The organism is Arthrobacter sp. Helios (genome assembly GCF_023167125.1).
GTDB classification, from domain to species: domain Bacteria; phylum Actinomycetota; class Actinomycetes; order Actinomycetales; family Micrococcaceae; genus Arthrobacter_B; species Arthrobacter_B luteolus.
Genome location: NZ_CP095402.1, coordinates 825,754 through 850,731, shown reverse-complemented (window position 1 = coordinate 850,731; position 24,978 = coordinate 825,754). Strand labels below are relative to the sequence as shown.

Sequence of the window (24,978 nt, the reverse complement as noted above, 5' to 3'; positions counted from 1 at the left end):
TGCCCCGTAGGACCAACTCCGAAGGCCGTCCGGCTGTGTCCGCTCAGACCGGTTCCATCCGTCCCAAGTCGCTGACGCCCCGGCAAAAGAAGATCCTCGAGACCATCCAGGCTTCCGTTACCGCCAACGGTTACCCGCCTTCCATGCGGGAGATCGGCGACACGGTGGGGCTCGCGAGCCTGTCCAGCGTGACCCATCAGCTGAGCCAGCTGGAAAAAATGGGCTACATCCGCCGCGACCCCAAGCGTCCGCGGGCAATGGAGATCCTCGTGCCCCTGCTGATGCACACCGAGCGGACCGGGGCGGGAGCGGGTGCCGGGGCCAAGTCAGCGGAGGCGGATTCCGCTGCGGAGTCGAACGTTACGGAGCTGACGACGGCCGTGGACACGGCTATGGTCCCCCTCGTGGGCCGGATCGCTGCCGGCGGTCCTATCCTGGCCGATCAGGTCGTCGAGGAGATGATCCCGCTGCCGCGCCAGCTGGTCGGCCACGGCGAGCTGTTTATGCTCCGGGTCTCCGGCGATTCAATGGTTGACGCGGCGATCTGTGACGGCGACTGGGTTGTGGTCCGCCGCCAGCCGACGGCCGAGAACGGTGACATTGTGGCTGCGCTCCTGGATGACGAGGCCACGGTCAAGACCTTCCGGCAGCGCAACGGCCACACCTGGCTCCTGCCCCAGAACACCCGTTACGAACCGATCATGGGCGACCACGCGACCATCATGGGCAAGGTTGTTTCCGTGATGCGGTCCCTCTAGCCGCTTCCCGAAGGAGGCAGCACAGGAACGGGAAGGCCCCGGCAGCCGCCCGCTCCACTGGCTGCCTGCTTCACCGCCCGCCTCACGTCCCTGCTAGGACGCCGCTTTCTGGGCAGCGCTGAGCCGTTCAAGGATTCCCAGGGCGACGCTGCGGTCGGTGGTGGACCAGAACGGCGGCAAGGCCGCACGCAGGAACCCGCCGTAACGGGCATTCGCCAGCCGGGAATCAAGAACGGCGACCATACCGCGGTCACCCGATGCCCGGATCAGCCGTCCAGCGCCCTGGGCGAGCCGGACAGCGGCATGGGTTGCGGAGACCGTCATGAACCCGTTGCCGCCGGCTTTCGCCACGGCCCGGGTGCGTGCCGTCATCAGTGGATCATCGGGCCGCGGGAAGGGAATGCGGTCGATCACCACCAGGCGGCAGGCCTCCCCCGGAACGTCGACGCCCTGCCACAGAGACATGGTTCCGAACAGGCAGGTGGCGTCCTCCTCGGCAAACTGCTTCACCAGCGCTGACATAGAGGACTCGCCCTGGCACAGGATCGGGAAATCAACCCTGAGCCGCATCGCCGCGGCAGCCTCCTCTGCTGCCCTGCGGGAGGAGAATAAGCCCAGGGCACCGCCTCCGGAGGCCTTGAGCAGCGCTTCCAGTTCGTCGAGCTGAGCCGGTGATGTTCCCCGTTCCGGCTTCGGCAGGTCCCGGGCTACGTAGAGCACACCCTGCCGCGGATAGTCGAAGGGGCTGCCGACGTCGGTGCCGGTCCAGGCCGGTGCGGCCGCGCCCACCAGGCCAAGACCACCGGCTACGGGACCGAATTCCGACCCGATCGCCAGCGTCGCCGAGGTCAGGACCACAGTGTGGCCGTCAAAGAGACCGTCGCGCAGCCGTCCGGCGACGGACAGCGGGGCAACGTTCAGGGTCGCCGGCGAGGAGTCGTCCGGCGGGGAGTAGCCCTCGCCGGGGGCGAATGTGCTGGTCCTCGACGCCCAGACAACTTCACCGGCGTCGGGCGCGCTGACCAGCCGCTCACAGAGTTCCAGCACAGCCAGCAGCCGCGACCGGGCCATTTGGCGCCCTCCGTCACCGGCATCGCCACCCTCGGGCTTGGAATCGGAGAGGGCGGCCCGGCAGGCTTCCCGCACCCTGCCTACGGCCAGTTCCTGCTCCTCGTTCAGGCCGGAGGGAAGCAGGCCCGCAGGAATTCCTTCCACTGACGCGTCGAACGCACGGCCGGCCGCCGCCAGCTCCTCCACCGACGCCGACGTGTGCTTGCGCGCGGCAGTCACGGCGGCGCTGATGACCGTCCCGGAAAGCTGACCCGTAACAGCGCCGGTAACGCGGTCCTGCAGTTCGTGCGCTTCATCAATGACAACAACGTCGTAGTCCGGCAGGACAGCGAGTCCTTCAAAAGCGCTGATGGCCAGCATGGCGTGGTTGGTGATAACCAGGTCCGCCACCGCGGCCTTCGCCCGCGCACGTTCGCTGAAACAGTGTTCGGCAACCGGACAGCGCTGGGCACCGAGGCATTCCATGGAGGTCACGGAGACCTGGCGCCAGGCACGGTCCGTGACCCCGGGCAGCAGCTCGTCCCGGTCCCCTGTGTCGGTTTCCTCGGCCCACTCGCGCAGCCGGACGACTTCGCGGCCGAGCGCCGACGTCGGGCCTGCCTCCGGCGCAGGATGGGCAACACCCCGGTCATCGCCGAGCGTGAACAGCGCACCGGGATCATCGTCCTCCGGAAAACCGCCGCCGGTCTTGTGGACGCAGACGTAGTTGCTTCGGCCCTTCAGCAGGGCGACGTCGACCTCACGGGGCAGTTTCGGCTGCAGGGCGCTCAGCAGCCGCGGCAGGTCACGGCCCACAATCTGCGCCTGCAGCGCCAGCGTCGCCGTGGAGACCAGGGCTGGTTTGCTGCTTTCCAGGGAATGATGGATCAGCGGCACCAGGTAGGCCAGCGATTTACCGGTGCCGGTACCGGCCTGCACCAGCAGGTGCCGGCCGGATTCGAAGGATTCGGCCACCTGCCGGGCCATCTCATGCTGACCTGGCCGGTTTTGCCCTCCCATGGCGGCGACGGCGGTGTCCAGAAGTTCCAGGACCTCCGTGCCCGCATCCTTTTTAGGCATGGTGGACGAACTGCTCCAGCTCCGGTGCCAGGGCATCACGAACCAGCACACGCATGTGGGTCCCGCCTTCCTCATGCTCCAAAGTCAGGATTTCCGCATCCTGGCTGTGCAGGCGGGAGACGACGTCGCCTCGCTGGTACGGAACCAGGAGGTCCAGTTCGACGCCGGGCCGGGGAATCCCTTCGGAGATCGCCTGGAGCAGTTCGTCCAGTCCCTGCCCGGTGCGCGCCGAGACCACAACGGTCCTGGACTCGCGCTGGCGCAGGCGTTCGATCACGAACGGGTCGGCGGCATCGGCCTTGTTCAGCACGATGATTTCCGGGATCCGCCGCGCGTCCACGTCGGCGAGGACGGAACGCACCGCTGCGATCTGTCCTTCGGGGTCCGGATGGGAAGCATCCACAACGTGCAGGATCAGGTCGGCGTCGGCCACCTCCTCCAGCGTGGAGCGGAAGGCTTCCACCAGCTGGGTCGGCAGGGAGCGGACAAATCCGACGGTATCGGCCAGCGTGTAGCCGATGCCGTCCGGCGTTTCCGCCCGGCGGATGGTCGGGTCCAGCGTAGCGAACAGTGCGTTTTCCACCAGGACGCCGGCGTCGGTCAGCCGGTTCAGCAGCGAGGACTTTCCGGCGTTGGTGTAGCCGGCAATCGCGACGGAAGGCACCTGGTTGCGCTGCCGGTTGGCCCGCTTGGTTTCCCGGGCCGGTTTCATGCCCGCTATCTCACGGCGCAGCTTGGCCATGCGGGTGCGGATCTTCCGCCGGTCGAGTTCGATCTTTGTTTCACCGGGACCGCGGGAACCCATACCGGCACCGGCGCTGCCCACCTGGCCACCGGCCTGGCGGGACATGGATTCACCCCAGCCGCGCAGGCGCGGAAGCAGGTATTCCAGCTGTGCCAGTTCCACCTGGGCCTTGCCCTCGCGGGACTTTGCATGCTGGGCGAAGATGTCCAGGATCAGGGCCGTCCGGTCGATGACCTTGACCTTGACGATGTCCTCCAGGCCGCGGCGCTGGGACGGCGAAAGCTCGCTGTCCACAATCACGGTATCCGCGCCCGTGGCCATCACAATGTCCTTGAGCTCCTGCGCCTTGCCGGATCCGAGGAAGGTTCCGGGGTCCGGCTTCAGGCGGCGCTGCACAATGCCGTCCAAAACCTCCGACCCGGCGGTCTCGGCCAGGGCAGCCAGTTCCTGAAGCGAATTCTCCGCATCTGCGGCCGTACCTTCGGTCCACAGACCGGCCAGGACGACCCGTTCCAGCCGGAGCTGCCGGTACTCGACCTCAGTGACGTCTTCAAGTTCCGTCGACAGGCCGGCAACACGCCGGAGGGCCCGGCGGTCCTGCAGGTCCTGCTGATCCCCGTCGGCATCGGAGTGCTCGTCTGCCTGCGCCGAAAGTGCCTGGGCCTGCCCCCGGATTCCGGCTGCAGTTCCGTGCGGCACGCTGCGCTTGGCTTCTGCGGCGTCTTCCTTAGCCAGGATCCGGTCGATGACGCCCTGGATTTCCTCGGGTTTGAGGTCGGAGGGGCTCGAGCCGGCAGCGGGACGGGAATTGTTGATGGTCATAATCTCCTTAGAAGCGGTACTAACCATGGTAGGCCAGAGGACCCACATTGTGTCGGCCGTCCAGAGAGTTGTGCAAGACGTGCCAGGCGGCACAGACAACGGCTGACCGGTGCTTTCCGGTCCCGCAGCGGGCCGCGGAACCACTAATCTGGTTAGTTATGGGTTCAGAGCATTACTTCAGTTCACAGCCGTCCTCACCGGAGGTCCGCAGGCCGCTGCACGTCACCTTGGCCGGCCAGGAGCGCACACTTGCCACGTCCGGCGGAATCTTCAGCCCCGATGGCCTTGATAAGGGAACGCAGGTCCTGCTCTCAGGTATTCCCGATCCGGCGCCGGCCGGGAACCTGCTCGACATCGGGTGCGGCTGGGGTCCCATTGCCCTGACCATGGCCTTGAAGTCCCCGGCCGCCCAGGTCTACGCCGTGGACGTCAACGAACGGTCCCTGGGATTGACCCGTGACAACGCCGCATCCCTGGGCCTGGCCAACGTGCACGCCCTGCTCCCGGACGCCGTGGATCCCGGACTGGAGTTTGCCACCATCTGGTCCAACCCGCCCATCCGCGTCGGCAAGGAAGAGCTCCATGCCCTGCTGCTGCAGTGGCTGCCGCGCCTGGCCCCCGGCGGAACCGCATGGCTGGTGGTGCAGAAGAACCTGGGCTCGGACTCCCTGCAGCGCTGGCTGGGCGAGAACCTCGGCGCCGGCTTTACGGTGGGCCGTTACAGCACCGCCAAGTCCTTCCGGATCATCCTCGTCGAGCGCAGCAGCGGCCCTGCCTAGAGCAGCGTTCCGCGGGCCACAAGAACGGCGGGGCCGCTGAGTTCCACGTGCTCACGGCCGTCAGCGCCGGCCAGGAACCGAACGCCGAGTTCACCGCCGGGCACCCGGACGTGCCACGCGTCCGGGGCTCCGGCTCCGGCCCAGAACCGGGTGGCGGCTGCTGCCGCGCAGGCCCCGGTGCCGCAGGAGAGGGTTTCGCCCACACCGCGTTCGTGGACGCGCATGGTCAGCTGTCCCACGCCGTCGAGCACCAGCGGCTCGGCGGGCACAACGAACTCCACATTGGTGCCATTCGCCGGAACGGGTTCAACCGAGGGAGCCTTGGCCAGGTCGGTCGCGGCCAGTTCCGACAGCTCGGCCAGGGCAACGACTGTGTGCGGATTGCCCATGCTCACGGAGAGTCCCGGGCGCGGCACCTCCAGGCCTCCTGCGTTGACGACGGTGTCCATGGCCTTGGCCGCGGCATGGTCCGGGAAGATGAACTCCCACGGCCCCATGTCCACGGCGTAGCCCGTGTCCGTCCGGGTGACCGTCTTCAGCCCGGCACGCGTGCCGATCGGCAGCACGTCGCCGGGTGCCAGCTGCACCAATCCTTCTTCGAGCAGGAAGTGCACAAAAACCCGTACGCCGTTGCCGCACATTTCCGAGCTACTGCCGTCACCGTTGCGGTAATCCATGAACCACACGGCGTCCGGGTTGGTCTGCAGGACAGCCTGGCCTTCGGGCAGGTGCTCGGACCGGACCGCGCGGATGAAGCCGTCGGCCCCGATTCCGCTGTGCCGATCACATACTGCCGCAACTTCAGCGGCGCTGAGGTCCCGCAGACCGTCGGGATCTGCCACCAGAATGAAGTCGTTGCCGGTGCCGTGGCCCTTGGCAAAGGACAGGCCGGTGGTGCCGGAGGGCAGACCGGAAGCGGACAGGGCGGCGGGGGAAGTTGTGCTCACCCTTCAAGAATAGCCGCGGCTGCCTGGTTCACCAGTTCGGGATCGTCGAAGTCCAGCCAGGCGACGCGCGGGTCGGCACGGAACCAGGTGAGCTGCCGCCGGGCGAACTGCCGGGTTGCAACCACGGTGTCCTCGATGGCCCGCCCCGTGGTCCATTCGCCGTCGAGCACTTTCAGGAACTGGGCGTAGCCCAGGGCCCGGCCGGCTGTTTTGCCGGTACGCAGCCCGGCCGCGTCCAGCCGCCGGACTTCAGCTTCCAGTCCCTGTTCCACCATGAGGTCAACGCGGCGGGCCAGCCGCTGATGCAGGAGGCTGCGTTCCACCGACAGCCCTATCTGCACTGCCGGCTGGACGTAGGTGCGGTCCGGCATGAAGGAGCTGAACGGACGGCCGGTGAGCTCATGGACCTCCAGCGCCCGGACGATCCGCCGGGCATCACCCAGGCGCGCCGCGGACACCGGATCAACCTCCTGCAGCCGGGCTCGAAGGACCTCAAGGCCAGCTTCGGCCACCTCCGTTTCCAGCCGGCGGCGGAGTTCGGGGTCCGTTCCGGGAAACTCCAGCACATCCAGGGCAGCGCGGACGTAGAGCCCGGACCCGCCGACAAGGATGGGATACCGGCCGCGGGACTGGATCTGAGTGATCAGCGCCCTGGCCTGGGTTTGAAAGGCCGAGACGCTGGCTTCCTCCGTCACATCCATGATGTCGAGGAGGTGGTGCGGCACACCGCCGCGCTCCGCCACGGGAAGTTTCGCGGTCCCGATGTCCATGCCACGGTAGAACTGCATGGAGTCAGCGTTGATGATCTCCCCGCCGAGGCGCTGTGCCAGCGCCACGCCCAGGTCCGATTTGCCGGAACCGGTGGGGCCGACGACGGCGACAACGGGGAATTCGCTGCCGGTCACCGGCGCGGGGGCAGGACGGGCATACCCAGCGAAACGCCGGCGCGGGCGCCGTCTGACGCGGGGGCGGGAACGCCGCAGGAATCGGCCTGCGCCCGGTCCCAGGCATCTCCGGCGCGCGAGCGGCGCAGCGAGTAATCGGCAGCCGAGGCTGGATCAGACACCAGGTGGAACGCGGCAGCGGAGGTAATGGGAACCGTCACCAGGTCCCCCGGGCGGGGTACCGGAGCACCCTCGGGCACTGAGAAGTGCACCAGGCGCTGGTCGCGTGAGCGGCCGGACAGCCGGCCGGTCTCCTCAGACTTCCGCCCGGACGCGGCGGTGACCATCACTTCGACGGTGGTGCCGACCTGCTTGGCGTTCTCCTCCGCAGCAATCCTGTCCTGCAGGGCAGTCAGGCGCTCGAAACGTTCCTGGACTACTGCCTTGGGCAGCTGGTCCGGGAGGTCGGCGGCCGGGGTGCCGGGGCGCTTGGAGTACTGGAAGGTGAAGGCGGTGGCGAACCGGGCCTGCTCCACGACGTCGAGCGTGGCCTGGAAATCCTCTTCGGTCTCCCCCGGGAATCCGACGATGATGTCCGTGGAGATGGCGGCGTGGGGCATCTGCTGCCGCACCCGGTCCAGGATGCCCAGGAACTTCTTGGACCGGTAGGAACGGCGCATGTCCTTGAGCACCTTGTCCGATCCGGACTGCAGCGGCATATGCAGCTGCGGCATCACATTGGGGGTTTGTGCCATCGCGTCGATGACGTCGTCGGTGAAGGCCGCAGGATGCGGGCTGGTGAAGCGGACACGTTCCAGTCCGTCGATTGACCCGCAGGCGCGCAGCAGCTTCGCGAACGCCCCGCGGTCGCCGAATTCCACGCCGTAGGAGTTGACGTTCTGGCCCAGCAGCGTGACCTCGATCGCGCCGTCGTCGACCAGAGCCTGCACTTCGGCAAGGATCTCTCCCGGCCGGCGGTCGCGCTCCTTCCCGCGCAGGGCGGGAACGATGCAGAAGGTGCAGGTGTTATTGCAGCCGACTGAGATGGAGACCCATCCGGAATACACCGAGTCCCGCTTGGTGGGCAGTGTGGAGGGGAAGACCTCCAGGGATTCCAGAATCTCCAGCTGGGCGGCGTCATTGTGGCGGGCCCGTTCCAGCAGCGCCGGCAGGGCGCCGATGTTGTGGGTGCCGAAGACGGCGTCCACGAACGGAGCCTTGGCCAGGATGGTGTCCCGGTCCTTCTGCGCCAGGCAGCCGCCGACGGCAATCTGCATCCCCGGACGGGATTCCTTCACATGGGCGAGCTGGCCAAGGTTGCCGTAGAGCTTGTTGTCCGCGTTTTCCCGCACGGCGCAGGTGTTAAAGACAACGACGTCGGCTTCCGCACCGTCGGCGGGAATGTAGCCGGCACCTTCGAGAAGGCCGGAGATCCGCTCAGAGTCGTGCACGTTCATCTGGCACCCGAAAGTGCGCACCTGATAGGTGCGCAGGTGCGTCTGCTTAGATGCGTCGAAGGTCTCAGCGGGGGCGGGGCGGGATACAGACAGGCTCACCGTACTAGGGTACGTCGCGCTGGAGGCGCGGCCCCAATTTCCCGGCCTTTCCCGGCCGGCACCCTTGCTCCCTGGACGCGGCTCACCCGCTGCCGGTCGTGCGGGACGGCGGAGCCAGGCCCAGCCCGGGCCTAGTACCAGTTGTTCGCGTAGTGGAAGTTCAAGGCCGAGCAGGGGCTTCCGTACCGGGACTCGATGTAGGTCAGCCCCCAGTTGATCTGCGTCTTATAGTTCGTCTGCCAGTCTCCGCCGGCTGTGGCCAGCTTGGTGCCGGGCAGGGCCTGCGGAATCCCGTAGGCGCCGCTGCTGGCGTTGGTGGCGCTGGTAAGCCACTCGGATTCCTTGGTCCACAGGGTGTTCAGGCAGGTCATTTCCGAGGCACCCCAGCCGTGTCCACCCAGCGCTGCGGCTGCGTAGGCCTTCGCTCCCGCGGGGTCATTGACGGGAACCGGTTCCGCAGCGATTCTGGCGGCTTCGGCAGCCGCAGCCTCTTCGGCGGCTGCTGCCGCCGCTGCCTGCTCGGCGGCGAGCTGCGCGGCAGCCTGTTCCGCCGCTGCTGCTGCCTCAGCGGCCGCCACGGCGGCGGCATCGGGGGTGCTCTCAGCCGGCTCCGGCGCCGGCACAGCTGCTTCCCCGGCAGGCTCCCCGGCTGCGGACGGAGCCGCGGAGTCCGGCACCGCTGCTTCGGCCGGCTGCTCGGCCCCGGCATCGGTTTCATTGAAGATGGGCAGGGTCAGGCTGGCGAGCTGGATTCCAGCGGTGGCCCGCAGATCCTTGTCGCTGCTGGCTGCTGCGCCGGCGCTGCCGAGAATAACGGCCCCGCCGAGGGCAGCAGCGGCCCCCACCTTAATCCGGTGGCGGCGGCGCTGGATCGCGCGCTGCCGCCTCTCTTCACGCCGTCCCTGATCTGCTTTACTCATAAGACCGGGACTGTACACACCGTTCCTGAGTCAGATCGCGGATTGATAACGCTCAGGTTGCGCTTCGGTAACGGACCCGCTTTAATACCAGTTATTTTTCTCGGAGTGTGCCCAGGCAGCACAGGGTGTGCCGTACCTCTGCTGGATGTAGAAAAGTCCCCAGTTGATCTGGGTGCGGTAGTTGGTGCGCCAGTCCTCTCCGAAGGCGGCCATCTTGTTGCCGGGGAGGGACTGCGGGATACCGTAGGCGCCGCTGTAAGGGTTAGCTGCGCTGGTCCGCCAGTTGGACTCACGGTTCCAGAGGTCCACGAGGCAGCGGAACTGGCCACTGTCCCATCCGTAGCCGGGCATGCTGGCAAGCGCATAGCCCTGGGCGCCGGCCGGATCGTCCACCGGGGCCGCGGGCGGCGGCGGAACGGTCTCCTGCACCGGCGGTGCAGGAGCGGGCGTCGTGACTGGAGGTGCTGGTGCGGCTGGAGGTACGGACGGCTGGGGTGCTGCCGGAGCCTGGGGGCTGCTGGGACGTGTGGGATTAATCACCGGTTTGGCGTCCGGCCGGGCGGTCTCCGCGGCTGCTTTTTCGGCGGCCTCCGCTTGCTGGCGGACCGATTCCTCGGCGCGGGCAGCCTGCATCCTGGCCAGTTCGGCTTCGGCCGTACTGTCCCGCAGATCTGCCAGCTGGGCGATCAGTACCCCAGTGCGGTCCTCCTGCGCCTGCACGGCCTTCTCCGCAGCTGAGGTGGCCGCTTCCGCGTCCTTGTAGAGGGCGTCGGCTTCCTCTGCCAGCACCTTCCGCGCCTCCCGTTCAGCCGCTTCGGCCTCCTCCAGTGCCGCGGCGGATTTCTCCGCCGCCGCGGCCCGTCCAAAGAGGCGGGAGGTCCGTTCGGTGACCAGCTGCAGGGTTGTCATGCGGTCCAGGTGTGCCACCCCCTCCTCGGAATCCAGAAGGAAGAGAACAGTGCTGTCCATACCGCCGGTTTTATAGGTCTGGGCGGCAAGTGCGCCCACCTGGCTTCGAAGTTCGGAGGCTTCCGCAGCCGCGGCCTGGCGTTCCCCGGCCAGTTCGGCCACGCGGGCGTCGGTGGCAAGGAGTTCATCACGCAGTGAGCCATAGCGGGTGGACGCGTCCACGGCGGCGTTGCCGAGGGCACCGGCTTCATCCTGCAGCTTGGTGAGGTGGTCTTCGAGCTCGCTGATCTGCGCTTCTCGCGCAGACACATCGGACTTGGCCGCCGCTATCTGGTCCCAGCTCGGGTAGTCATCCGCTGCGGCGGGCGCGGCGGACAGCAGCGCAGCCGCGAGGACGCCGGCCGTTGCCGCAGCTGTCAATAACGGGAAACACAACTTCTGTCCCAAAAACCTCACTGTAACCATAATGAGGATCAGCATACGATACGCCGGGGGTATCCCCTACTGGCGTTTTCGGCCGGCAGCGGCCCGCCGTTCCCAGGGAACGTGTCAGAACACCGTGTCGTCTTCGGCGTCAGCTCCGTGGTTCTCCAGAGCCTCGTTGACGACAGCGAACCCGAGGGAGGGTGAGTAGCCCTTCCGCGCCAGCATCGAGACCAGCCGCCGGACCTGCTTGTCCCGTTCCTGCCGGTCCTGGGGCACCGCAGCGTTCCGCAGCTTCCGGCGCACCAGTTCCTGCGCCGCGGTCCGTTCATCGTCGCCGCTGAGCTGCTCGAGGGCTTCCTCCGCCAGTTCCGGGGCGATCCCTTTCTCCGCGAGTTCCCTGCGGAGGGCCGAACGGGCCAGGGACCGCGTCTGGGCACGGCTCTGGACCCACATCCGGGCAAACTCGGCGTCGTCGATCAGCCGGACTTCTTCGAACCGGTCCAGCACGTCCGCCGCTACGTCCTCCGGCACCTCGCGCTCGGCCAGTTTGTCCGCCAGCTGGCGGCGGCTCTTGGCGGAGCTGGTCAGCTGCCGCAGGACTATGGCCCGGGCCACCGAGTACGGATCCGCCTCGGGAACAGAATCAGCCGGCGAACCGGGCGTGGGGCCGCTCTGGGCTCCCCCGCCCGGTTTCCGGCCACGGTGCTGCTGCATCCTTGAGGCTAGACTTCGGCAGCTGCCGTAATGTCAGCTGCCGGAGCCGCCTTCTTGCCCTTCGGCGCCTGCTCTTCGGGCTCCGGATCAACGCCCAGCTTCACGCGCAGACGCCGTTCAATCTCATCCGCAAGTTCCGGGTTGTCCCGCATGAACCGGCGTGAGTTTTCCTTGCCCTGCCCCAGCTGGTCTCCGTCGTAGGTGAACCAGGCACCGGACTTCTTCACGATTCCGTGCTCCACACCCATATCGATCAGGCTGCCTTCACGGGAAATGCCCTGGCCGTAGATGATGTCGAATTCGGCCTGCTTGAAGGGCGGAGCCATCTTGTTCTTGACGATCTTGGCACGGGTACGGTTACCGACCGCGTTGGTGCCTTCCTTCAGCGTTTCGATCCGGCGCACGTCAATGCGGACCGAGGCGTAAAACTTCAGTGCCTTGCCGCCGGTGGTCGTTTCCGGGCTGCCGAAGAAGACACCGATCTTTTCGCGGAGCTGGTTGATGAAGATGGCGGTGGTTTTGGTCTGGCTCAGGCGTCCCGTGATCTTACGCAGCGCCTGGCTCATGAGCCGGGCCTGGAGGCCAACGTGGCTGTCGCCCATGTCGCCTTCGATTTCCGCGCGCGGCACCAGGGCGGCCACGGAGTCGATGACCACAATGTCCAGCGAGCCCGAGCCCACCAGCATGTCCATGATTTCCAGGGCCTGTTCGCCGGTATCCGGCTGCGAGACCAGAAGCGCGTCAGTGTCGACGCCGAGCTTCTTGGCATATTCCGGGTCCAGGGCGTGCTCGGCATCGATGAACGCGGCGATTCCGCCGTTCTTCTGTGCGTTGGCAACTGCGTGCAGGGCCACGGTGGTTTTACCCGACGATTCCGGGCCGTAGATCTCCACGACGCGGCCGCGGGGCAGTCCGCCTATGCCGAGGGCAATATCCAGGGCGATGGAGCCCGTGGAAATGGTCTCGATCGGTGCGCGGGTATCGTCGCCCAGCCGCATGATCGAGCCCTTGCCGAACTGCTTGTCGATCTGGGCCAGTGCTGCTTCGAGTGCTTTGGCGCGGTCTGGAGCGGCCATTCTTCACCTCTGTTGTTGTGGCTGTTGCTGATGTTCCTGGCCCGTGGGCCTGCTGTCGGTTCCTTACTGAAACCGTATGCGACGGCACTGACATTGCCAGCGAACGCATGCCCGGTGTGGACAGCCGGAGCGGGGCGGGCCAGTTGCTGCCCCTGTGTAGGAGCATATCGGCATCCGAACAAATATTCGAACGAATGCCGCCGCGTGTCTAGTCCCGCTTGGGCTGGATGTCCCGTCCCAGCCGTCGTTCCGGCGGGACTTCCTGCATCTCGCAGACTGCGAGCCAGACCCGTTTGGGATCCACGCCCTTCTCCAATGCCTGACTGGCAGTTTTTCCCCCGAGACCGGTCAGAACCAGATCGGAGGCAAGCACCCGGGAATATGCCGGCCCGAACTCATCGTCCATGAGCCGCCAAAAGTCGCTGATACGCATCAATTTATCCTCTCACGCCCACTCCCGGAGAAAGCATCAGCACGGTTGCCGGGCCGCTGGGCCGCGGGGTACCCGGCCTAGAATGGGTTCATGACGGATCATCCGCCGGCAACGGCTCCTGCCCCGGCCCCGGCCATTGAAAGCCTCGAACAGGAACTGAGCGTCCTGTGGCGGCGCGCCCGGGCTGCCTCCCAGCGGGTAGCCAAGGCCGTCCACCCCAATTTGGAACCTGCGGCCTACGGATTGCTGGTCCTGCTGCAGCGCCGGGGTCCGCTGCGCCTCACTGACCTGGCCGCAGCCATCGGCGTCGGGAAGCCTTCGGTGAGCCGTCAGGTAGTCATCCTGGAGGGCCTGGGGCTCGTGGAAAAGCAGGCCGATCCGGAAGACGGACGGGCCCAGGCCATCAGCCTCACATCTCTGGGCCAGGAACAGCTGCTGCGGGCCCAGCGTGCCCGGGAGGAACATTTCCGGCTGCTGCTTTCTTCCTGGGATGAGGCCGAGGTTCAGGCCCTGAGCACGCTCCTGCACAAGCTCAACGTCAGCCAAGTTCCCAACCACGCCTGATCGGACGCCCCGTCCCCCTCGCCCAACCCCCGTCCCCCGCCTAGGATCGGGCAGACGAAAGACCCCGCCGGCGTTGCGCAGCGGGGTCTTTCAATAGATCGTGGGCGGGAAGCGTCAGCTGCCCGGGGGTTGTTACGGAGTGCGGGCCAGATCCCGGGCCAGATCCTCCGGGAACTCACGGGCAAATTCCCGGGAGAACTCCGTTGGAACAGTATCGGGGATGGTTACGCCTTCGGCGCTGGCCACACGGTCACTGACCTCACGAAGCATCAGGGACAAAGGCACATCGAGAGCACTGCAGATTGAAGACAGGAGTTCAGAAGAGGCTTCCTTCTGTCCGCGTTCGACTTCGCTCAGGTACCCGAGGGATACCCGGGCACTATGTGAGACTTCACGCAGGGTACGGCCCTGGCGCTGGCGTACATCGCGGAGTACATCACCAATTTCATGGCGTAGAACTACCATCTTGCGCTCCTTAGGCTCCCTGTGTGCATCTTCCGCCAACCCTACATCCCGCCAGCGAATAACGCCGTTCACGGATACGGGTTGCTTCACCATGTGTATCGTCCTGCTCCCTTATCGGTCCGTCCGTGGCGAATACCGCGGATTGTCTAGATCGTAAACCGGAAACCTTAGCGGTTCCTGATACTAACAACTGACACGGTTTCGGATTTGTTCCCGGCCCCGGCGGCTGCTTCGTGCGGACCATTCCTCTGGCCCCGCAGCCTACCGTTCCCGCACAACTTCCCCGGCCAGCAGTTCCATAGCCGCAGCACAGGCCTGCTGCCGGATGGCTGCGCGGTCACCTTCGAACCGGAAACCCTGAGCCTTGGCTCCGGATGCCGTAGCGACCGCAATAAACACAGTACCCACCGGCTTGCCGTCATGGGACTCCGGACCTGCCACACCGGTGGTGGAAACACCAATATCCGCATCGAGAAGTTTCCGGGCCCCCTCGGCCATGTGTTCCGCTACCGCCGGATCAACGGAACCTGCATCCCGAAGCAGCTCCGCAGGAACGCCAAGAACCTTTTCCTTCACCGAATTCTGGTACGCGACGACACCGCCTTGGAGAACCGCCGAAGCCCCGGCAACGGTGGCCAGTTCCGCAGCCAACATACCCGCGGTCAGCGACTCGGCAGCCGCAATGCGCAGTCCCCGGGCCGCGGCTGCGGCTATAACTGCGGGGGCCTGGCTGGTCATGCCGTGCGGCCGGTTTCGCCGCGGGCACCGGCGCGCAGGCGGATGGCCTGCAGGACGTAGTCAATGCCGGTCACGACGGTGACGACGACGGCGGCAGCCATCACGGTGGCGCTGATCCACCAGGCCCACTCCCCCAGCCACGAGGTCAGCGGGAGCAGGAACAGGAAGATTGCCAGAGTCTGGATGACGGTCTTGAGCTTGCCGCCGCGGGAAGCGGCCATGACGCCATAGCGGATCACCACGAACCGCATCACGGTGATGCCGATTTCGCGGACCAGGATGACGATTGTGACCCACCACCACAGTTCCCCGAGGATGGAGAGCATCACCAGGGCGGAGCCGATCAGCAGCTTGTCGGCAATGGGGTCGGCAATCTTGCCGAAGTCGGTGATCAGTCCGCGGCTGCGCGCCAGGTCGCCGTCGAGCTTATCCGTGTAGATGGCGACGGCGAACGTCGCCACCGCCAGCCACCGGAACAGGCCGTCTTGTCCATCGTCCGCAACGAGGAACCAGATGAACAGCGGCACCATAACGATGCGGATGACTGTTAGGACGTTGGCGATGTTCAGCGTCGGAACCCGCTCGGCTGGGGAATTGCTCACAGTTCCAGACTAACCGGATTCGCCGTGCCTGAGATTCACGTCTCGCCCTAGATTCAGCGTCCCGTGAGATTCCAGGCGTCCTCGGATCCATCCTCATCGCCGCCGGACCCGTCCGACCCGTCGTAATACTCCGTTGCCTGCGGCCGCGAGTCCAGGTCCTGGGCCACGAGGTCCACCGGGCCATCGGCGTCAAACCCCTGGTTGACGTTGGCATTTTCTGCCAGCGCGGCTGTCGCTGCCGCGTCGGCACCGGAGAGTGGCTCGCCGCCCTGGATGGCCGCCAGGGTGGCTGCCAGATCATCCGGCTTGACCAGCACATCGCGGGCCTTGGAGCCTTCGGACGGGCCCACCACGCCCCGGGATTCCAGCAGGTCCATCAGTCGTCCGGCCTTCGCGAAACCGACCCGGAGCTTGCGCTGGAGCATCGAGGTGGAGCCGAACTGGGTGGTGACCACCAGTTCGGTGGCCTGCAGCAGCACGTCGAGGTCGTCTCCGATGTCGTCGTCGATCTGCTTCTTCGGCGCGGTGACGGCCACGTCCTCGCGGTAAACGGCCTGCAGCTGCGTCTTGACGTGCTCCACCACGCGGTGGATCTCCGACTCGGTCACCCAGGCGCCCTGGACACGGATCGGCTTGTTGGAACCCATCGGCAGGAACAGTGCGTCGCCCTGGCCAAGGAGCTTTTCCGCGCCCGGCTGGTCCAGGACCACGCGGGAGTCGGTGACCGAGGAGGTGGCGAAGGCCATCCGGGAGGGAACATTGGCCTTGATCAGGCCGGTGACGACGTCGACCGAGGGCCTCTGCGTGGCCAGCACCAGGTGGATGCCGGCCGCCCGGGCCAGCTGGGTGATGCGCACAATCGAGTCTTCGACGTCGCGCGGGGCGACCATCATCAGGTCTGCGAGCTCGTCCACGATCACCAGCAGGTATGGGTAGGCCCGGATAACCCGCTTGGACCCCGCCGGGGGCACCACCTTGCCGTTGCGCACGGCCTTATTGAAGTCGTCGATGTGCTTGAAACCGAAGTTCGCCAGGTCGTCATAGCGGGTGTCCATTTCCCGGACCACCCACTGCAGTGCCTCGGCGGCTTTCTTCGGGTTGGTGATGATCGGGGTGATCAGGTGCGGCACACCTTCATAGGCGGTGAGTTCCACGCGCTTGGGGTCCACCATGACCATCCGGACCTCGTCCGGCGTGGAGCGCATCAGGATCGAGGTGATCATCGAGTTCACAAAGGAGGACTTACCGGCACCGGTGGCACCGGCCACCAGCAGGTGCGGCATCTTGGCCAGGTTGGCGACGACGAAGCCGCCCTCCACATCCTTGCCCACGCCCATCACCATCGGGTGCTCGGTCTTGCGGGCGGCGTTGGAGCGAAGCACGTCGCCCAGGGCCACGACTTCCTTGTCCGCGTTCGGAATTTCGATGCCGATGGCGGACTTGCCCGGGATCGGCGAAAGGATGCGCACGTCGGAACTGGCGACGGCGTAGGAGATGTTCTTGGACAGCGCGGTGACACGCTCCACCTTGGTGCCTTCACCCAGCTCAATCTCGTAGCGCGTCACCGTGGGGCCGCGCGAGAAGCCGGTGACCTTGGCGTCCACGTTGAACTGCTCGAGGGTGTGGGTCAGGGCGGCAACCACGGCGTCGTTGGCCTCGGAGCGTTCCTTGGCCGGCGGGCCGGAGGGCAGGAAGTCCGACGGCGGCAGTGTGTACGTGACGTCGCCGGAGAGCTGCAGCTGTTCGGTGCGCTGCGGGATCGGAGCCGACGGCGGCACATTCGCCACGGGGCGTGAGGGAACCGGCGGTACGGGCGGAACCGCGGCCAGGGAGGCAGCGGCTTCGGGGACCAGGGAAATCGCCTCTGTCGGGGGTTCGGCGTCCTCTTCCAGGCCCTGCTGCCGGCGCAGTTTCTGCGTGGCGAGTTCGGCCTTGGTGGGGCGGCGGACTCCCGGGGGAACTGCCGGTTCGGCCAGGGCGGCTTCCTGCCGTTCCTCCTCGTCGCGCAGCAGCGCGGCCTCAAAGGCCTCGTCTCCGGCAAAGCCTTCGGAATGCTCTTCCTCTTCGTCCCGGCGTCCGCGTCCGAACCGGCTGGGCTTTTTGGCCTTTTTGGGTTTCACCGAACGGTCGGAGGCGTAGAGGTAGCTCTGGTCGTGGGCCTCAGGATCGTCCTGAGCCAGGTCCTGGCCCATGAGGTGTTCGTAGAGCGCGCGCAGGCGCAGCGGAATGTGCCGGAACGGTGTGGCCGTGACGATGAGGATGGAGATAAAGACCAGCAGCGACAGCAGGATGATGACCGGCCATTTAGTGATCGCGGCGGACAGCGGCCCGGCCACGAGGAATCCGACGATTCCGCCGGAGACCCAGAGCCGGTCAAAGCCGTCGGAGAGTGCGGGAGCGCCGCCGATGAGGTGCGTGATGCCCGCGCCCGAGCAGAGCATCAGGGTCAGGCCGATGCTGATCCGGCCGTTGGCGCGGTGCCGTTCCGGGTAGCGGAACAGACGGACGGAGGCGGTCAGGAGCATAAAGGGCAGGACGACGGCCATCCATCCGAAGGTGCCGGCTGCGCCGGCGTGAATGACGTCCGCCACCGGTCCGCGGAGGGCCCACCATTCAACGGTGGCTACGAGCAGTGCGGTAAGGATCAGGAAGAAACCGGTGCCGTCGCGGCGGATCTCACGGTCGGGAACGACGTCGGTGCCTAGTTTGCGCACTCCGGCGCCCACGATCCGGGCAACTCCCATCCACGCTCCCTGGATGGCCCGCAGGGGCAGCGGCAGTGTCTCTTCGGGCTGCGCCTTGGACTGCCTGCCGGTGGCCTTCCCCCGCGGCGCTGCTTTCCCCCCGGAACTCCCGCCGGCGTTGCGGGCAGGTGTCCGGCTAGGGGAACTGCCGCGTGCGGCAGGGGAAGTACGAGTCGCCATATCTGCCACGCTACCGGATCAGGGTCTCAAAACCCCGAATATACGCGCCAATCCAGGCGTTGTTCCTCCCCGCCCGGGAACCCCGGCGGGGAGGAACAAGCCGCTGCTGGCGGGTGGTCCTACGCTTCCAGGACCACCGGTACGATCATCGGGCGGCGGCGCAGGCGGCGGTTGACCCAGGTGCCCACGACGCGGCGGACAACCTGCTGCAGCTGGTAGGCGGTGTGGTCCCGGTTGGACATCACCGCTTCTTCCAGCGCCTTGCTGATCTTGGGCTTGATCTCGTCGAACACGGTGTCATCTTCGGCAAATCCGCGGGCGTGGATTTCCGGTCCGGACACGATGGTTCCGGTGGTGCGGTTCACCACGGTGATGACGGAGATGAAGCCTTCTTCACCCAGGATGCGGCGGTCCTTGAGGTCGGTGTCGGTAATCTCGCCGACGCTGGATCCATCCACGTAGACCAGGCCGCATTCAACGTTGCCGACCACGCGGGCCTTGTGGTTGACCAGGTCCACCACAGTGCCGTCGTCGGCCAGGATGATGTTCTCTTCCGGGACACCGGTCTGTGCCGCCAGCTTGCCGTTGGCGATCAGGTGGCGCGTTTCACCATGCACCGGCATGGCGTTCTTCGGCTTCAGGATGTTGTACGTGTACAGCAGTTCCCCGGCCGAGGCGTGTCCGGATACGTGGATCTTGGCCGTGCCCTTGTGCACGACGTCGGCGCCAAGCTTCATCAGTCCGTTGATCACGCGGTAGACCGCGTTCTCGTTACCCGGGATCAGCGAGGAGGCAAGGATGACGGTGTCACCGCGGCCGACGCTGATCCGGTGGTCGCCGTTGGCCATGCGCGACAGCGCTGCCATGGGCTCACCCTGCGAACCGGTGGACATCAGGACCAGCTTGTGGTCCGGCATGTTGTCCACGTTCTTCAGGTCCACGAGAATGCCGTCGGGAACGTTCAGGTAACCCAGCTTCTCCGCGATGGCCATGTTCCGGACCATGGAACGGCCTACGAAACAGACCTTCCGGCCGTGGGCGGCAGCGGCGTCGAGCACCTGCTGGACACGGTGGATGTGCGAGGAGAAGGAAGCGACGATGATCCGCTTCTTGACCTTGCCGAAAAGCTCTTCGAGCACCGGGCCGATGTTGCGTTCCGGTGAGGTGAAGCCGGGAACGTCGGCGTTGGTGGAGTCCGCCATGTAGAGGTCCACGCCCTCTTCGCCGAGCCGGGCGAAGGCGCGCAGATCGGTGATGCGGCCGTCCAGCGGCAGCTGGTCCATCTTGAAGTCGCCGGTGTGCAGGACCGTGCCTGCGCTGGTGCGGATGAACACCGCCAGGGCGTCCGGGATGGAGTGGTTGACGGCCACAAACTCACATTCGAAGGGGCCGAACTGCTCAACCTGGCCCTCCTTGACGGTGAGTGTGAAGGGCTTGATCCGATGTTCCTGCAGTTTCGCTTCGATCAGCGCCAGCGTCAGCTGGGAACCGATCAGCGGGATGTCCTTCTTCAGGCGCAGCAGGTAAGGCACCGCGCCGATGTGGTCCTCGTGTCCGTGGGTGAGCACTACGCCCACCACGTCGTCCAACCGGTCCTCGATGTAGGAGAAGTCCGGGAGGATCAGGTCAACGCCGGGCTGCGTCTCTTCCGGGAAGAGCACGCCGCAGTCCACGATGAGCAGCTTGCCGTCGATTTCGAAGACGGCCATGTTGCGGCCGATTTCTCCGAGCCCGCCCAGGGCTACGATGCGCAGCGTCCCGGGCTTGAGGCGGGGAGGGGTCTTCAGTGCGGTATCCGCAGTTTCAATCATGTTGTATTACGCCTTGTCCTGGGAAAAGTCCCATCCTGCTTCGGCCAGGTCCGCCAGGACAGCTTCCATTTCAATGGCGTCGGGAGCCACCAGCGGCAGCCGTACAGCGGCGTTGGGGATCACTCCCTGCATCTTGAGGATCTGCTTGGCGGAAATGGCACCTGGTATGTGTGTCATTACTGCGCGCACTACAGGATCCAGGTCGAAGTGGATCCTGCGCGCCTTGTCGAAATCTCCTGCTGCGGCTGCGTCGACCAGGGCCCGGAACTCCCGGGTGGCCACGTGGGCACTGACGCTTACGACGCCGACGGCTCCGGCCACCATCCACGGCAGCGTCAGTCCGTCGTCGCCGGCGTAAACGTCCAGGGTGGTGTTGGCCATGACCCGGGTAACGGCAGCAAAGTCGGCCTTGGCGTCCTTGAGGGCAAGGACCTTGGGGTTTTCTGCGAGACGGAACATCGTCTCGGTGGTGATCGGGATCCCGGCGCGGCCTGGGATGTCATAGATCATGATGGGCAGTTCGCTCGCCTGGGAAACGGCGTCGAAGTGTGCCAGTACGCCGGCCTGGGTCGGCTTGTTGTAGTACGGGGTGACGACCAGCTGGCCGTCAGCACCGGCCCGCTCGGCCCGCTTCGCCATTTCCACGGAGTGGGAGGTGTGGTTGGTTCCGGTCCCGGCAATAACCTTGGCCCGGCCCCCGACGGTCTCCGCCACGACGCGGAAGAGGTCTTCCTTTTCACTGTCCTCCAGCGTGGAGGTTTCGCCGGTGGTTCCGGAGATGACAAGACCGTCGCAGCCGTCCTCGACCAGCTTGTTGGCCAGGAACGCGGTGGCCTCAAAGTCCACCTCACCGTCGGCTGTAAACGGGGTGACCATAGCCGTCACCAGGGTTCCAAACGGGCGGGAACGAATATCAGAGTCTGCCATGGGTAAAACGTTACCTGTTGCACCTGCGATTGGGACAACGGAGACACCCGATGCGCCGAAGCGCTTCGGCTCCCATGAGTGCCGCGCAGGGAGCCCAAGGCCGTTGTGAGACGATTCTGGAATGAGCAGAACACGGCTGACGGGCATCGACGCTGCCCGGGGTGTGGCGCTGCTGGGAATGATGTCCACGCACATCTTCCCGCTGTACAACCCTGAAACGGGAGCACCTTCGATGGTGGCGCTGCTCTTTTCCGGACGCGCGTCGGCTCTTTTCGCCGTTGTGGCGGGGATTGGAATCGCCCTGCTGACCGGCGGAGCCGATCCGGGTTCCGCGCGCTCCCCCGCCCGGAACCGGCGTGGCATCGCGGCGCGCGCCGGGGTCATCGCGCTGGTCGGGCTGCTGCTCGGCGGCCTGGAGACCTCGATTGCCATCATCTTGTTCCATTACGCCGTGCTGTTCCTGATGGTGCTGCCGTTCACGAACATGCGCCTGCCGAGACTCGCCGTCTGGGCCGGTGCCTGGGTGTGCCTCTCCCCCGTCCTGGCCTACCTGGTGCGCCCCTGGATCAATGCAAACCTGGTTCCCCCCGGAGTGGACGGCAACATCACCTGGGAACATTTCCTGGAACCGGCCACCCTGCTGGCCGATGTCCTGTTCACCGGCGTGTACCCCACGGTGCAGTGGATGAGCTATCTGCTGATCGGCATGGTGATCGGCCGCCTGCAGCTCGGAAGCCTGACGGTCCAGGCGGGCCTGGTCTTCGCCGGGATATTTGCGGCCGTGGGATCGAAATTCCTCAGCTGGTACCTGCTCATTGATGCGGGCGGTTTCGCTGAACTGCTCAAGACCGAATCGGGGCAGACCTGGCCGATCGGGCGGATGCTGGAAGTGAACCTTACCGGCGTCGACCAGTCCGGGTCATGGTGGTGGCTCACGGTCAGCGCACCGCATTCCGGAACCACCTTCGACCTGCTGCACACCGCCGGCACGGCTGCCGCGGTGGTTGGCATCTGCCTGCTCCTCACCCGGGCCCGCCCCAATCTGCTGCTGCCGCTCTCGGCCGCCGGAGCCATCACGTTGACGCTCTACAGCATGCATATCTGGGTCATGGCCCTGGTGGATGCGCAGGAGCCGGCGCTGGATCCCGGTTGGGTTTTCTGGCCCCAGGCCGCGGCCGCCGTGCTGATCGGCCTGGCGTTCATCCGCCTCGGTTCGCGCGGCCCCCTGGAGACCATCGCGTCAGGCGCTTCACGGCTGGCCCGGGACGGAACCCTGGCGGAGAACCGGCGGTAGGCGCAGCGCCGTTCCGGCCGGTCCGACGCCGCCGGCCAGCAGGCAGGCCGCGGTCACCGGAGCGCGCCCAGGGCAACTTCGATGACATCGCGGCTGGGCGCGTGGAGTGCCTGGGCAGCTGTTTTCCCGGTGGCGGAGAGGTAAGCATCAACCAAACGGTTTCCCGCCGCGTAGCCGGCTCCGGCCGGAAGGCCGACTGCTTCGGCTCCGAAGCGTTCCGCGGCTTCGTCTCCATGCACCCATGCCGTGAAGTTCTGCATGCCCCCAACCTCCAGCCCGGTGACCACCTTGTCGAAGACAGCGGCATCGTCCAGATGCGGCGTGCCTATGGGGGTGTAGCCGGCCGGTCCGTAGAGCTGCCGTGCGAAGGCATCGGCGAGCCCTTCGGACACGATCTGCTCACCGACCACAACCGTCGCCGGATCCCAGACCACACCACCCGGAGCATAACGCAGGTTGTGGTTCAGTTCATGAACCGCCGCCGCTTCCAGCCGTTCCAGGTTCTCCGGTGTCGGCCAGAGGGTCAGCGAAATGAAGCCCGTGGCGCTGCCGTTGCCGCTGAATCCGCGCGCCGGACCCATAAAATACGGTTCGTCCAGGTCCCCGAGCTCAAGCAGGAAGACGATGTCCGGAACGGTGATTCCGGGAAGCACCCCGAGCTGCAGGTCCACAGCTGCCAGCAGAGCACGTTCAATCCGCCCCCAGGCGTCTGCGGCGACCAGCTGCGCCAGGGCCTCACGGGTCTCCTCGATGCGTCTGTCCAGGGGAAATCCGAATCCCATTCCGTGCATCGCCACCGGGTCCGGCTCGCCCGGAACGTACCGGTACATGCCCCGCACGGGTGCCAGCATGCTGCGCAGCACGTCCGGACGGTGTTGCTCCGGGGCCGCCAGTACCGCGGCCATACCTTCTGCAGTGTCTAGAACAGTGATCATGCGGTTCACCCTAAAGGTTTACGCAGCGTCAAGGTCAAGCACTCCTCCTCCCGCCTGCCCCGGGAAGCGGGGAGCGCGTCAGTGGGCGGCAGGAAACGGGGCCTCTCCCTGGGCAGCGGGCTTCCGGACGAAAAAGCCCGCGGCGACGGCGAGCAGGCTGATGCAGGCCCCGGCGAGGAAGGCCGCCTGAACCCCTGCGGCCGTCGCTTCGAGCTCCCCGGCGCCCTGGGCCAGCCGGTCCGCGGTCCCGGTGGACAGCAGGGTCACGAACAGAGCCGTGCCGGCACCACCCATGACCTGCTGGACGGTGTTCAGGATGGCGCTGCCGTGGGAATAGAGGCTGGGTTTCAGGGATCCAAGTGCTGAGGTGAACAGCGGGGTGAACGTCATCGCCAGCCCAATGCTCAGGACAACGTGGACGGCGGGGATCATCAGCGCGGGCGTGTCCGCGTTCAGCGCGGTCGCCATGATCCACAGTGAAGCACTGACCAGGACGGAGCCCGCAACCAGCAGCGCTGTGGGTCCGGCCTTGTCATAAATGCGGCCAACGACCGGTGACAGGACGCCCATGATGAGCCCGCCGGGAAGCAGCATCAGTCCGGTGGTCAGGGTATCCAGGCCGAGCACTGACTGCATGTAGATCGGCAGGACAATGAGGCTGCCGAAAAGCGCGATGCTGGAGACCGCGATCATGGCGATCGAGATGGAGAAGTTCCGGCTCCGGAAGGTGCGCAGGTCAAGCAGCGGTGCGGAGACGCGGGCGAGCCGCCCCTGCCGGAAGATGAACAGGACCAGTGCAGCCACGCCGACGGCGAAGGGCAGCAGCGGCGGGACGGGAGCCGGAGCATGCGAGGCGCTTTCCCCGATCGCGGAAAGCCCGTAGAGCAGCCCGCCGAAGGCGAACGCCGAGAGGATCACGGAAAGCACATCCAGGGGAACCCTGCGGGGCTCGGTGACGTTCTGGATTTTCACGGCGCCAAGCACCAGCGCGGCGACAGCGACCGGCAGAACGATGATGAACATAAACCGCCAGCTGAGCGCGCTGAGGATGATTCCGGAGATGGTGGGTCCAATCGCCGGCGCCACGGAGATCACGATCGAGATGTTGCCCATGGTGCGTCCGCGGGCGGCCGGTGCCACCAGCGTCATCGCCGTCGTCATCAGCAGCGGCAGCATGATGGCCGTGCCGCTGGCCTGCACCACGCGGGCGATCAGGAGCACCGCAAAGCCCGGTGCTGCCGCCCCCAGGAGGGTGCCGGCGCTGAACAGGATCATGGCCAGAAGGAAGATCTGCCGGGTATGGAAACGCTGCAGCAGGAAACCCGTGACGGGGATGATGACCGCCATGGTGAGCAGGAAGCCGGTGGTCAGCCACTGGGCGCTGGCCGCACTGATGTCCAGGTCCGCCATCAGCGTAGGCAGTGCCACGCTCATGATCGTTTCATTCAGGATGACGACGAACGCCGAGACGATCAGGATGCCAATGACGAGCCGGTTGCGGCCGGCATGCGGATCAGCAGGCGCAGCCGGGGACTGTGCTGAAGCGGACGAGGAAGCGTGGCCTGCGGCCGTTTTAGTCAAGGGAATCCTAGGGTGGCTGGAAGAAACGGTGTTTCCGG

General features: G+C 66.1%; 22 protein-coding genes. 4 read left to right on the top strand and 18 right to left on the bottom strand.

Features of this window, described 5'->3' with window-relative positions:
* The first annotated feature begins 35 nt into the window (after positions 1-35).
* Entirely contained in the window at positions 36-758 is a 723-nt protein-coding gene (gene lexA / locus ArtHe_RS03700; RefSeq protein WP_066302889.1) for a transcriptional repressor LexA, read from the top strand.
* 93 nt (positions 759-851) lie between these two features.
* On the opposite strand, the gene ArtHe_RS03695 is transcribed toward lexA, so the two are convergent.
* Positions 852-2,888 carry an ATP-dependent DNA helicase gene (locus ArtHe_RS03695; protein WP_248318822.1) on the bottom strand — a complete coding sequence of 679 codons (2,037 nt, stop codon included), beginning with the start codon at positions 2,886-2,888 and terminating at the stop codon, positions 852-854.
* Entirely contained in the window at positions 2,881-4,455 is a 1,575-nt protein-coding gene (hflX, locus tag ArtHe_RS03690) for a GTPase HflX (protein WP_248318821.1), read from the bottom strand. The genes ArtHe_RS03695 and hflX overlap by 8 nt, the downstream gene beginning before the upstream one ends.
* Before the next feature lie 158 nt (positions 4,456-4,613).
* Between hflX and ArtHe_RS03685 the strand changes: the two genes are divergently transcribed.
* Positions 4,614-5,234, top strand: coding sequence for a methyltransferase (locus tag ArtHe_RS03685; RefSeq protein WP_248318820.1), 621 nt, complete (start codon positions 4,614-4,616; stop codon positions 5,232-5,234).
* Here the strand turns inward: ArtHe_RS03685 and dapF are convergent.
* The 8 genes from dapF to ArtHe_RS03645 all read right to left on the bottom strand — a co-directional run bounded on the left by dapF (position 5,231) and on the right by ArtHe_RS03645 (position 13,099).
* Entirely contained in the window at positions 5,231-6,181 is a 951-nt protein-coding gene (gene dapF, locus ArtHe_RS03680) for a diaminopimelate epimerase (protein WP_248318819.1), read from the bottom strand. The two genes, ArtHe_RS03685 and dapF, sit on opposite strands and share 4 nt — an antisense overlap.
* Positions 6,178-7,086 carry a tRNA (adenosine(37)-N6)-dimethylallyltransferase MiaA gene (miaA, locus tag ArtHe_RS03675; protein ID WP_248318818.1) on the bottom strand — a complete coding sequence of 303 codons (909 nt, stop codon included), beginning with the start codon at positions 7,084-7,086 and terminating at the stop codon, positions 6,178-6,180. The genes dapF and miaA overlap by 4 nt, the downstream gene beginning before the upstream one ends.
* The gene (miaB, locus tag ArtHe_RS03670; protein WP_282568725.1) at positions 7,083-8,615 is read right to left on the bottom strand and encodes a tRNA (N6-isopentenyl adenosine(37)-C2)-methylthiotransferase MiaB; all 1,533 of its coding nucleotides are present in this window, start codon (positions 8,613-8,615) and stop codon (positions 7,083-7,085) included. The genes miaA and miaB overlap by 4 nt, the downstream gene beginning before the upstream one ends.
* A gap of 137 nt (positions 8,616-8,752) precedes the next feature.
* The gene (locus ArtHe_RS03665) at positions 8,753-9,541 is read right to left on the bottom strand and encodes a hypothetical protein (protein ID WP_248318817.1); all 789 of its coding nucleotides are present in this window, start codon (positions 9,539-9,541) and stop codon (positions 8,753-8,755) included.
* Positions 9,542-9,622: 81 nt separating this feature from the next.
* The gene (locus ArtHe_RS03660; RefSeq protein WP_248318816.1) at positions 9,623-10,870 is read right to left on the bottom strand and encodes a lytic transglycosylase domain-containing protein; all 1,248 of its coding nucleotides are present in this window, start codon (positions 10,868-10,870) and stop codon (positions 9,623-9,625) included.
* A gap of 129 nt (positions 10,871-10,999) precedes the next feature.
* On the bottom strand, positions 11,000-11,590 hold the full coding sequence (locus ArtHe_RS03655) for a regulatory protein RecX (protein ID WP_248318815.1): 591 nt from the start codon (positions 11,588-11,590) through the stop codon (positions 11,000-11,002).
* Between the two features lie 8 nt (positions 11,591-11,598).
* A complete protein-coding gene (gene recA, locus ArtHe_RS03650; protein WP_248318814.1) occupies positions 11,599-12,666 on the bottom strand; it encodes a recombinase RecA in 1,068 nt (355 codons plus the stop codon).
* A gap of 208 nt (positions 12,667-12,874) precedes the next feature.
* Positions 12,875-13,099, bottom strand: a complete 225-nt coding sequence (locus ArtHe_RS03645) for a DUF3046 domain-containing protein (RefSeq protein WP_066302869.1) — start codon at positions 13,097-13,099, stop codon at positions 12,875-12,877.
* A gap of 90 nt (positions 13,100-13,189) precedes the next feature.
* Between ArtHe_RS03645 and ArtHe_RS03640 the strand changes: the two genes are divergently transcribed.
* Positions 13,190-13,663 (top strand): MarR family transcriptional regulator, encoded by a 474-nt coding sequence (locus tag ArtHe_RS03640; protein ID WP_066302867.1) that lies wholly within the window; start codon positions 13,190-13,192, stop codon positions 13,661-13,663.
* A 132-nt stretch (positions 13,664-13,795) separates the two neighbouring features.
* On the opposite strand, the gene ArtHe_RS03635 is transcribed toward ArtHe_RS03640, so the two are convergent.
* The 6 genes from ArtHe_RS03635 to dapA all read right to left on the bottom strand — a co-directional run bounded on the left by ArtHe_RS03635 (position 13,796) and on the right by dapA (position 21,130).
* Positions 13,796-14,221: a helix-turn-helix domain-containing protein gene (locus ArtHe_RS03635; protein WP_066302864.1), complete on the bottom strand. Its 426-nt coding sequence runs from the start codon at positions 14,219-14,221 to the stop codon at positions 13,796-13,798.
* Positions 14,222-14,389: 168 nt separating this feature from the next.
* Positions 14,390-14,866, bottom strand: a complete 477-nt coding sequence (locus ArtHe_RS03630; RefSeq protein WP_248318813.1) for a nicotinamide-nucleotide amidohydrolase family protein — start codon at positions 14,864-14,866, stop codon at positions 14,390-14,392.
* Positions 14,863-15,468: a CDP-diacylglycerol--glycerol-3-phosphate 3-phosphatidyltransferase gene (gene pgsA, locus ArtHe_RS03625; protein ID WP_066302862.1), complete on the bottom strand. Its 606-nt coding sequence runs from the start codon at positions 15,466-15,468 to the stop codon at positions 14,863-14,865. The genes ArtHe_RS03630 and pgsA overlap by 4 nt, the downstream gene beginning before the upstream one ends.
* Positions 15,469-15,521: 53 nt before the next feature.
* Positions 15,522-18,392: a DNA translocase FtsK gene (locus ArtHe_RS03620; RefSeq protein WP_066302861.1), complete on the bottom strand. Its 2,871-nt coding sequence runs from the start codon at positions 18,390-18,392 to the stop codon at positions 15,522-15,524.
* 119 nt (positions 18,393-18,511) lie between these two features.
* Positions 18,512-20,203: a ribonuclease J gene (locus tag ArtHe_RS03615; RefSeq protein ID WP_066302859.1), complete on the bottom strand. Its 1,692-nt coding sequence runs from the start codon at positions 20,201-20,203 to the stop codon at positions 18,512-18,514.
* 6 nt (positions 20,204-20,209) lie between these two features.
* A complete protein-coding gene (dapA, locus tag ArtHe_RS03610) occupies positions 20,210-21,130 on the bottom strand; it encodes a 4-hydroxy-tetrahydrodipicolinate synthase (RefSeq protein WP_066302857.1) in 921 nt (306 codons plus the stop codon).
* Between the two features lie 121 nt (positions 21,131-21,251).
* Here dapA and ArtHe_RS03605 point away from each other — a divergent pair, with 121 nt between their 5' ends.
* Positions 21,252-22,424: a heparan-alpha-glucosaminide N-acetyltransferase domain-containing protein gene (locus tag ArtHe_RS03605; protein ID WP_066302855.1), complete on the top strand. Its 1,173-nt coding sequence runs from the start codon at positions 21,252-21,254 to the stop codon at positions 22,422-22,424.
* 53 nt (positions 22,425-22,477) lie between these two features.
* Here the strand turns inward: ArtHe_RS03605 and ArtHe_RS03600 are convergent, their stop codons facing one another.
* Together ArtHe_RS03600 and ArtHe_RS03595 are read right to left on the bottom strand one after the other, a co-directional pair.
* Positions 22,478-23,359: a DUF2268 domain-containing putative Zn-dependent protease gene (locus ArtHe_RS03600; protein WP_248318812.1), complete on the bottom strand. Its 882-nt coding sequence runs from the start codon at positions 23,357-23,359 to the stop codon at positions 22,478-22,480.
* A gap of 78 nt (positions 23,360-23,437) precedes the next feature.
* Positions 23,438-24,940: an MDR family MFS transporter gene (locus ArtHe_RS03595; RefSeq protein WP_248318811.1), complete on the bottom strand. Its 1,503-nt coding sequence runs from the start codon at positions 24,938-24,940 to the stop codon at positions 23,438-23,440.
* Between the last annotated feature and the right edge of the window lie 38 nt (positions 24,941-24,978).

Bases quoted from the DNA above. Each gene is read 5' to 3' on its own strand.
- ArtHe_RS03685 (WP_248318820.1), top strand. From the start codon at position 4,614: ATGGGTTCAGAGCATTACTTCAGTTCACAGCCGTCCTCACCGGAGGTC.
- ArtHe_RS03665 (WP_248318817.1), bottom strand. From the start codon at position 9,541: ATGAGTAAAGCAGATCAGGGACGGCGTGAAGAGAGGCGGCAGCGCGCG.
- hflX (WP_248318821.1), bottom strand. From the start codon at position 4,455: ATGACCATCAACAATTCCCGTCCCGCTGCCGGCTCGAGCCCCTCCGAC.
- dapA (WP_066302857.1), bottom strand. From the start codon at position 21,130: ATGGCAGACTCTGATATTCGTTCCCGCCCGTTTGGAACCCTGGTGACG.
- ArtHe_RS03640 (WP_066302867.1), top strand. From the start codon at position 13,190: ATGACGGATCATCCGCCGGCAACGGCTCCTGCCCCGGCCCCGGCCATT.
- ArtHe_RS03655 (WP_248318815.1), bottom strand. From the start codon at position 11,590: ATGCAGCAGCACCGTGGCCGGAAACCGGGCGGGGGAGCCCAGAGCGGC.
- ArtHe_RS03635 (WP_066302864.1), bottom strand. From the start codon at position 14,221: ATGGTGAAGCAACCCGTATCCGTGAACGGCGTTATTCGCTGGCGGGAT.
- ArtHe_RS03695 (WP_248318822.1), bottom strand. From the start codon at position 2,888: ATGCCTAAAAAGGATGCGGGCACGGAGGTCCTGGAACTTCTGGACACC.
- ArtHe_RS03645 (WP_066302869.1), bottom strand. From the start codon at position 13,099: ATGCGTATCAGCGACTTTTGGCGGCTCATGGACGATGAGTTCGGGCCG.
- ArtHe_RS03605 (WP_066302855.1), top strand. From the start codon at position 21,252: ATGAGCAGAACACGGCTGACGGGCATCGACGCTGCCCGGGGTGTGGCG.
- ArtHe_RS03600 (WP_248318812.1), bottom strand. From the start codon at position 23,359: ATGATCACTGTTCTAGACACTGCAGAAGGTATGGCCGCGGTACTGGCG.
- ArtHe_RS03630 (WP_248318813.1), bottom strand. From the start codon at position 14,866: ATGACCAGCCAGGCCCCCGCAGTTATAGCCGCAGCCGCGGCCCGGGGA.
- recA (WP_248318814.1), bottom strand. From the start codon at position 12,666: ATGGCCGCTCCAGACCGCGCCAAAGCACTCGAAGCAGCACTGGCCCAG.
- ArtHe_RS03620 (WP_066302861.1), bottom strand. From the start codon at position 18,392: ATGGCGACTCGTACTTCCCCTGCCGCACGCGGCAGTTCCCCTAGCCGG.
- ArtHe_RS03615 (WP_066302859.1), bottom strand. From the start codon at position 20,203: ATGATTGAAACTGCGGATACCGCACTGAAGACCCCTCCCCGCCTCAAG.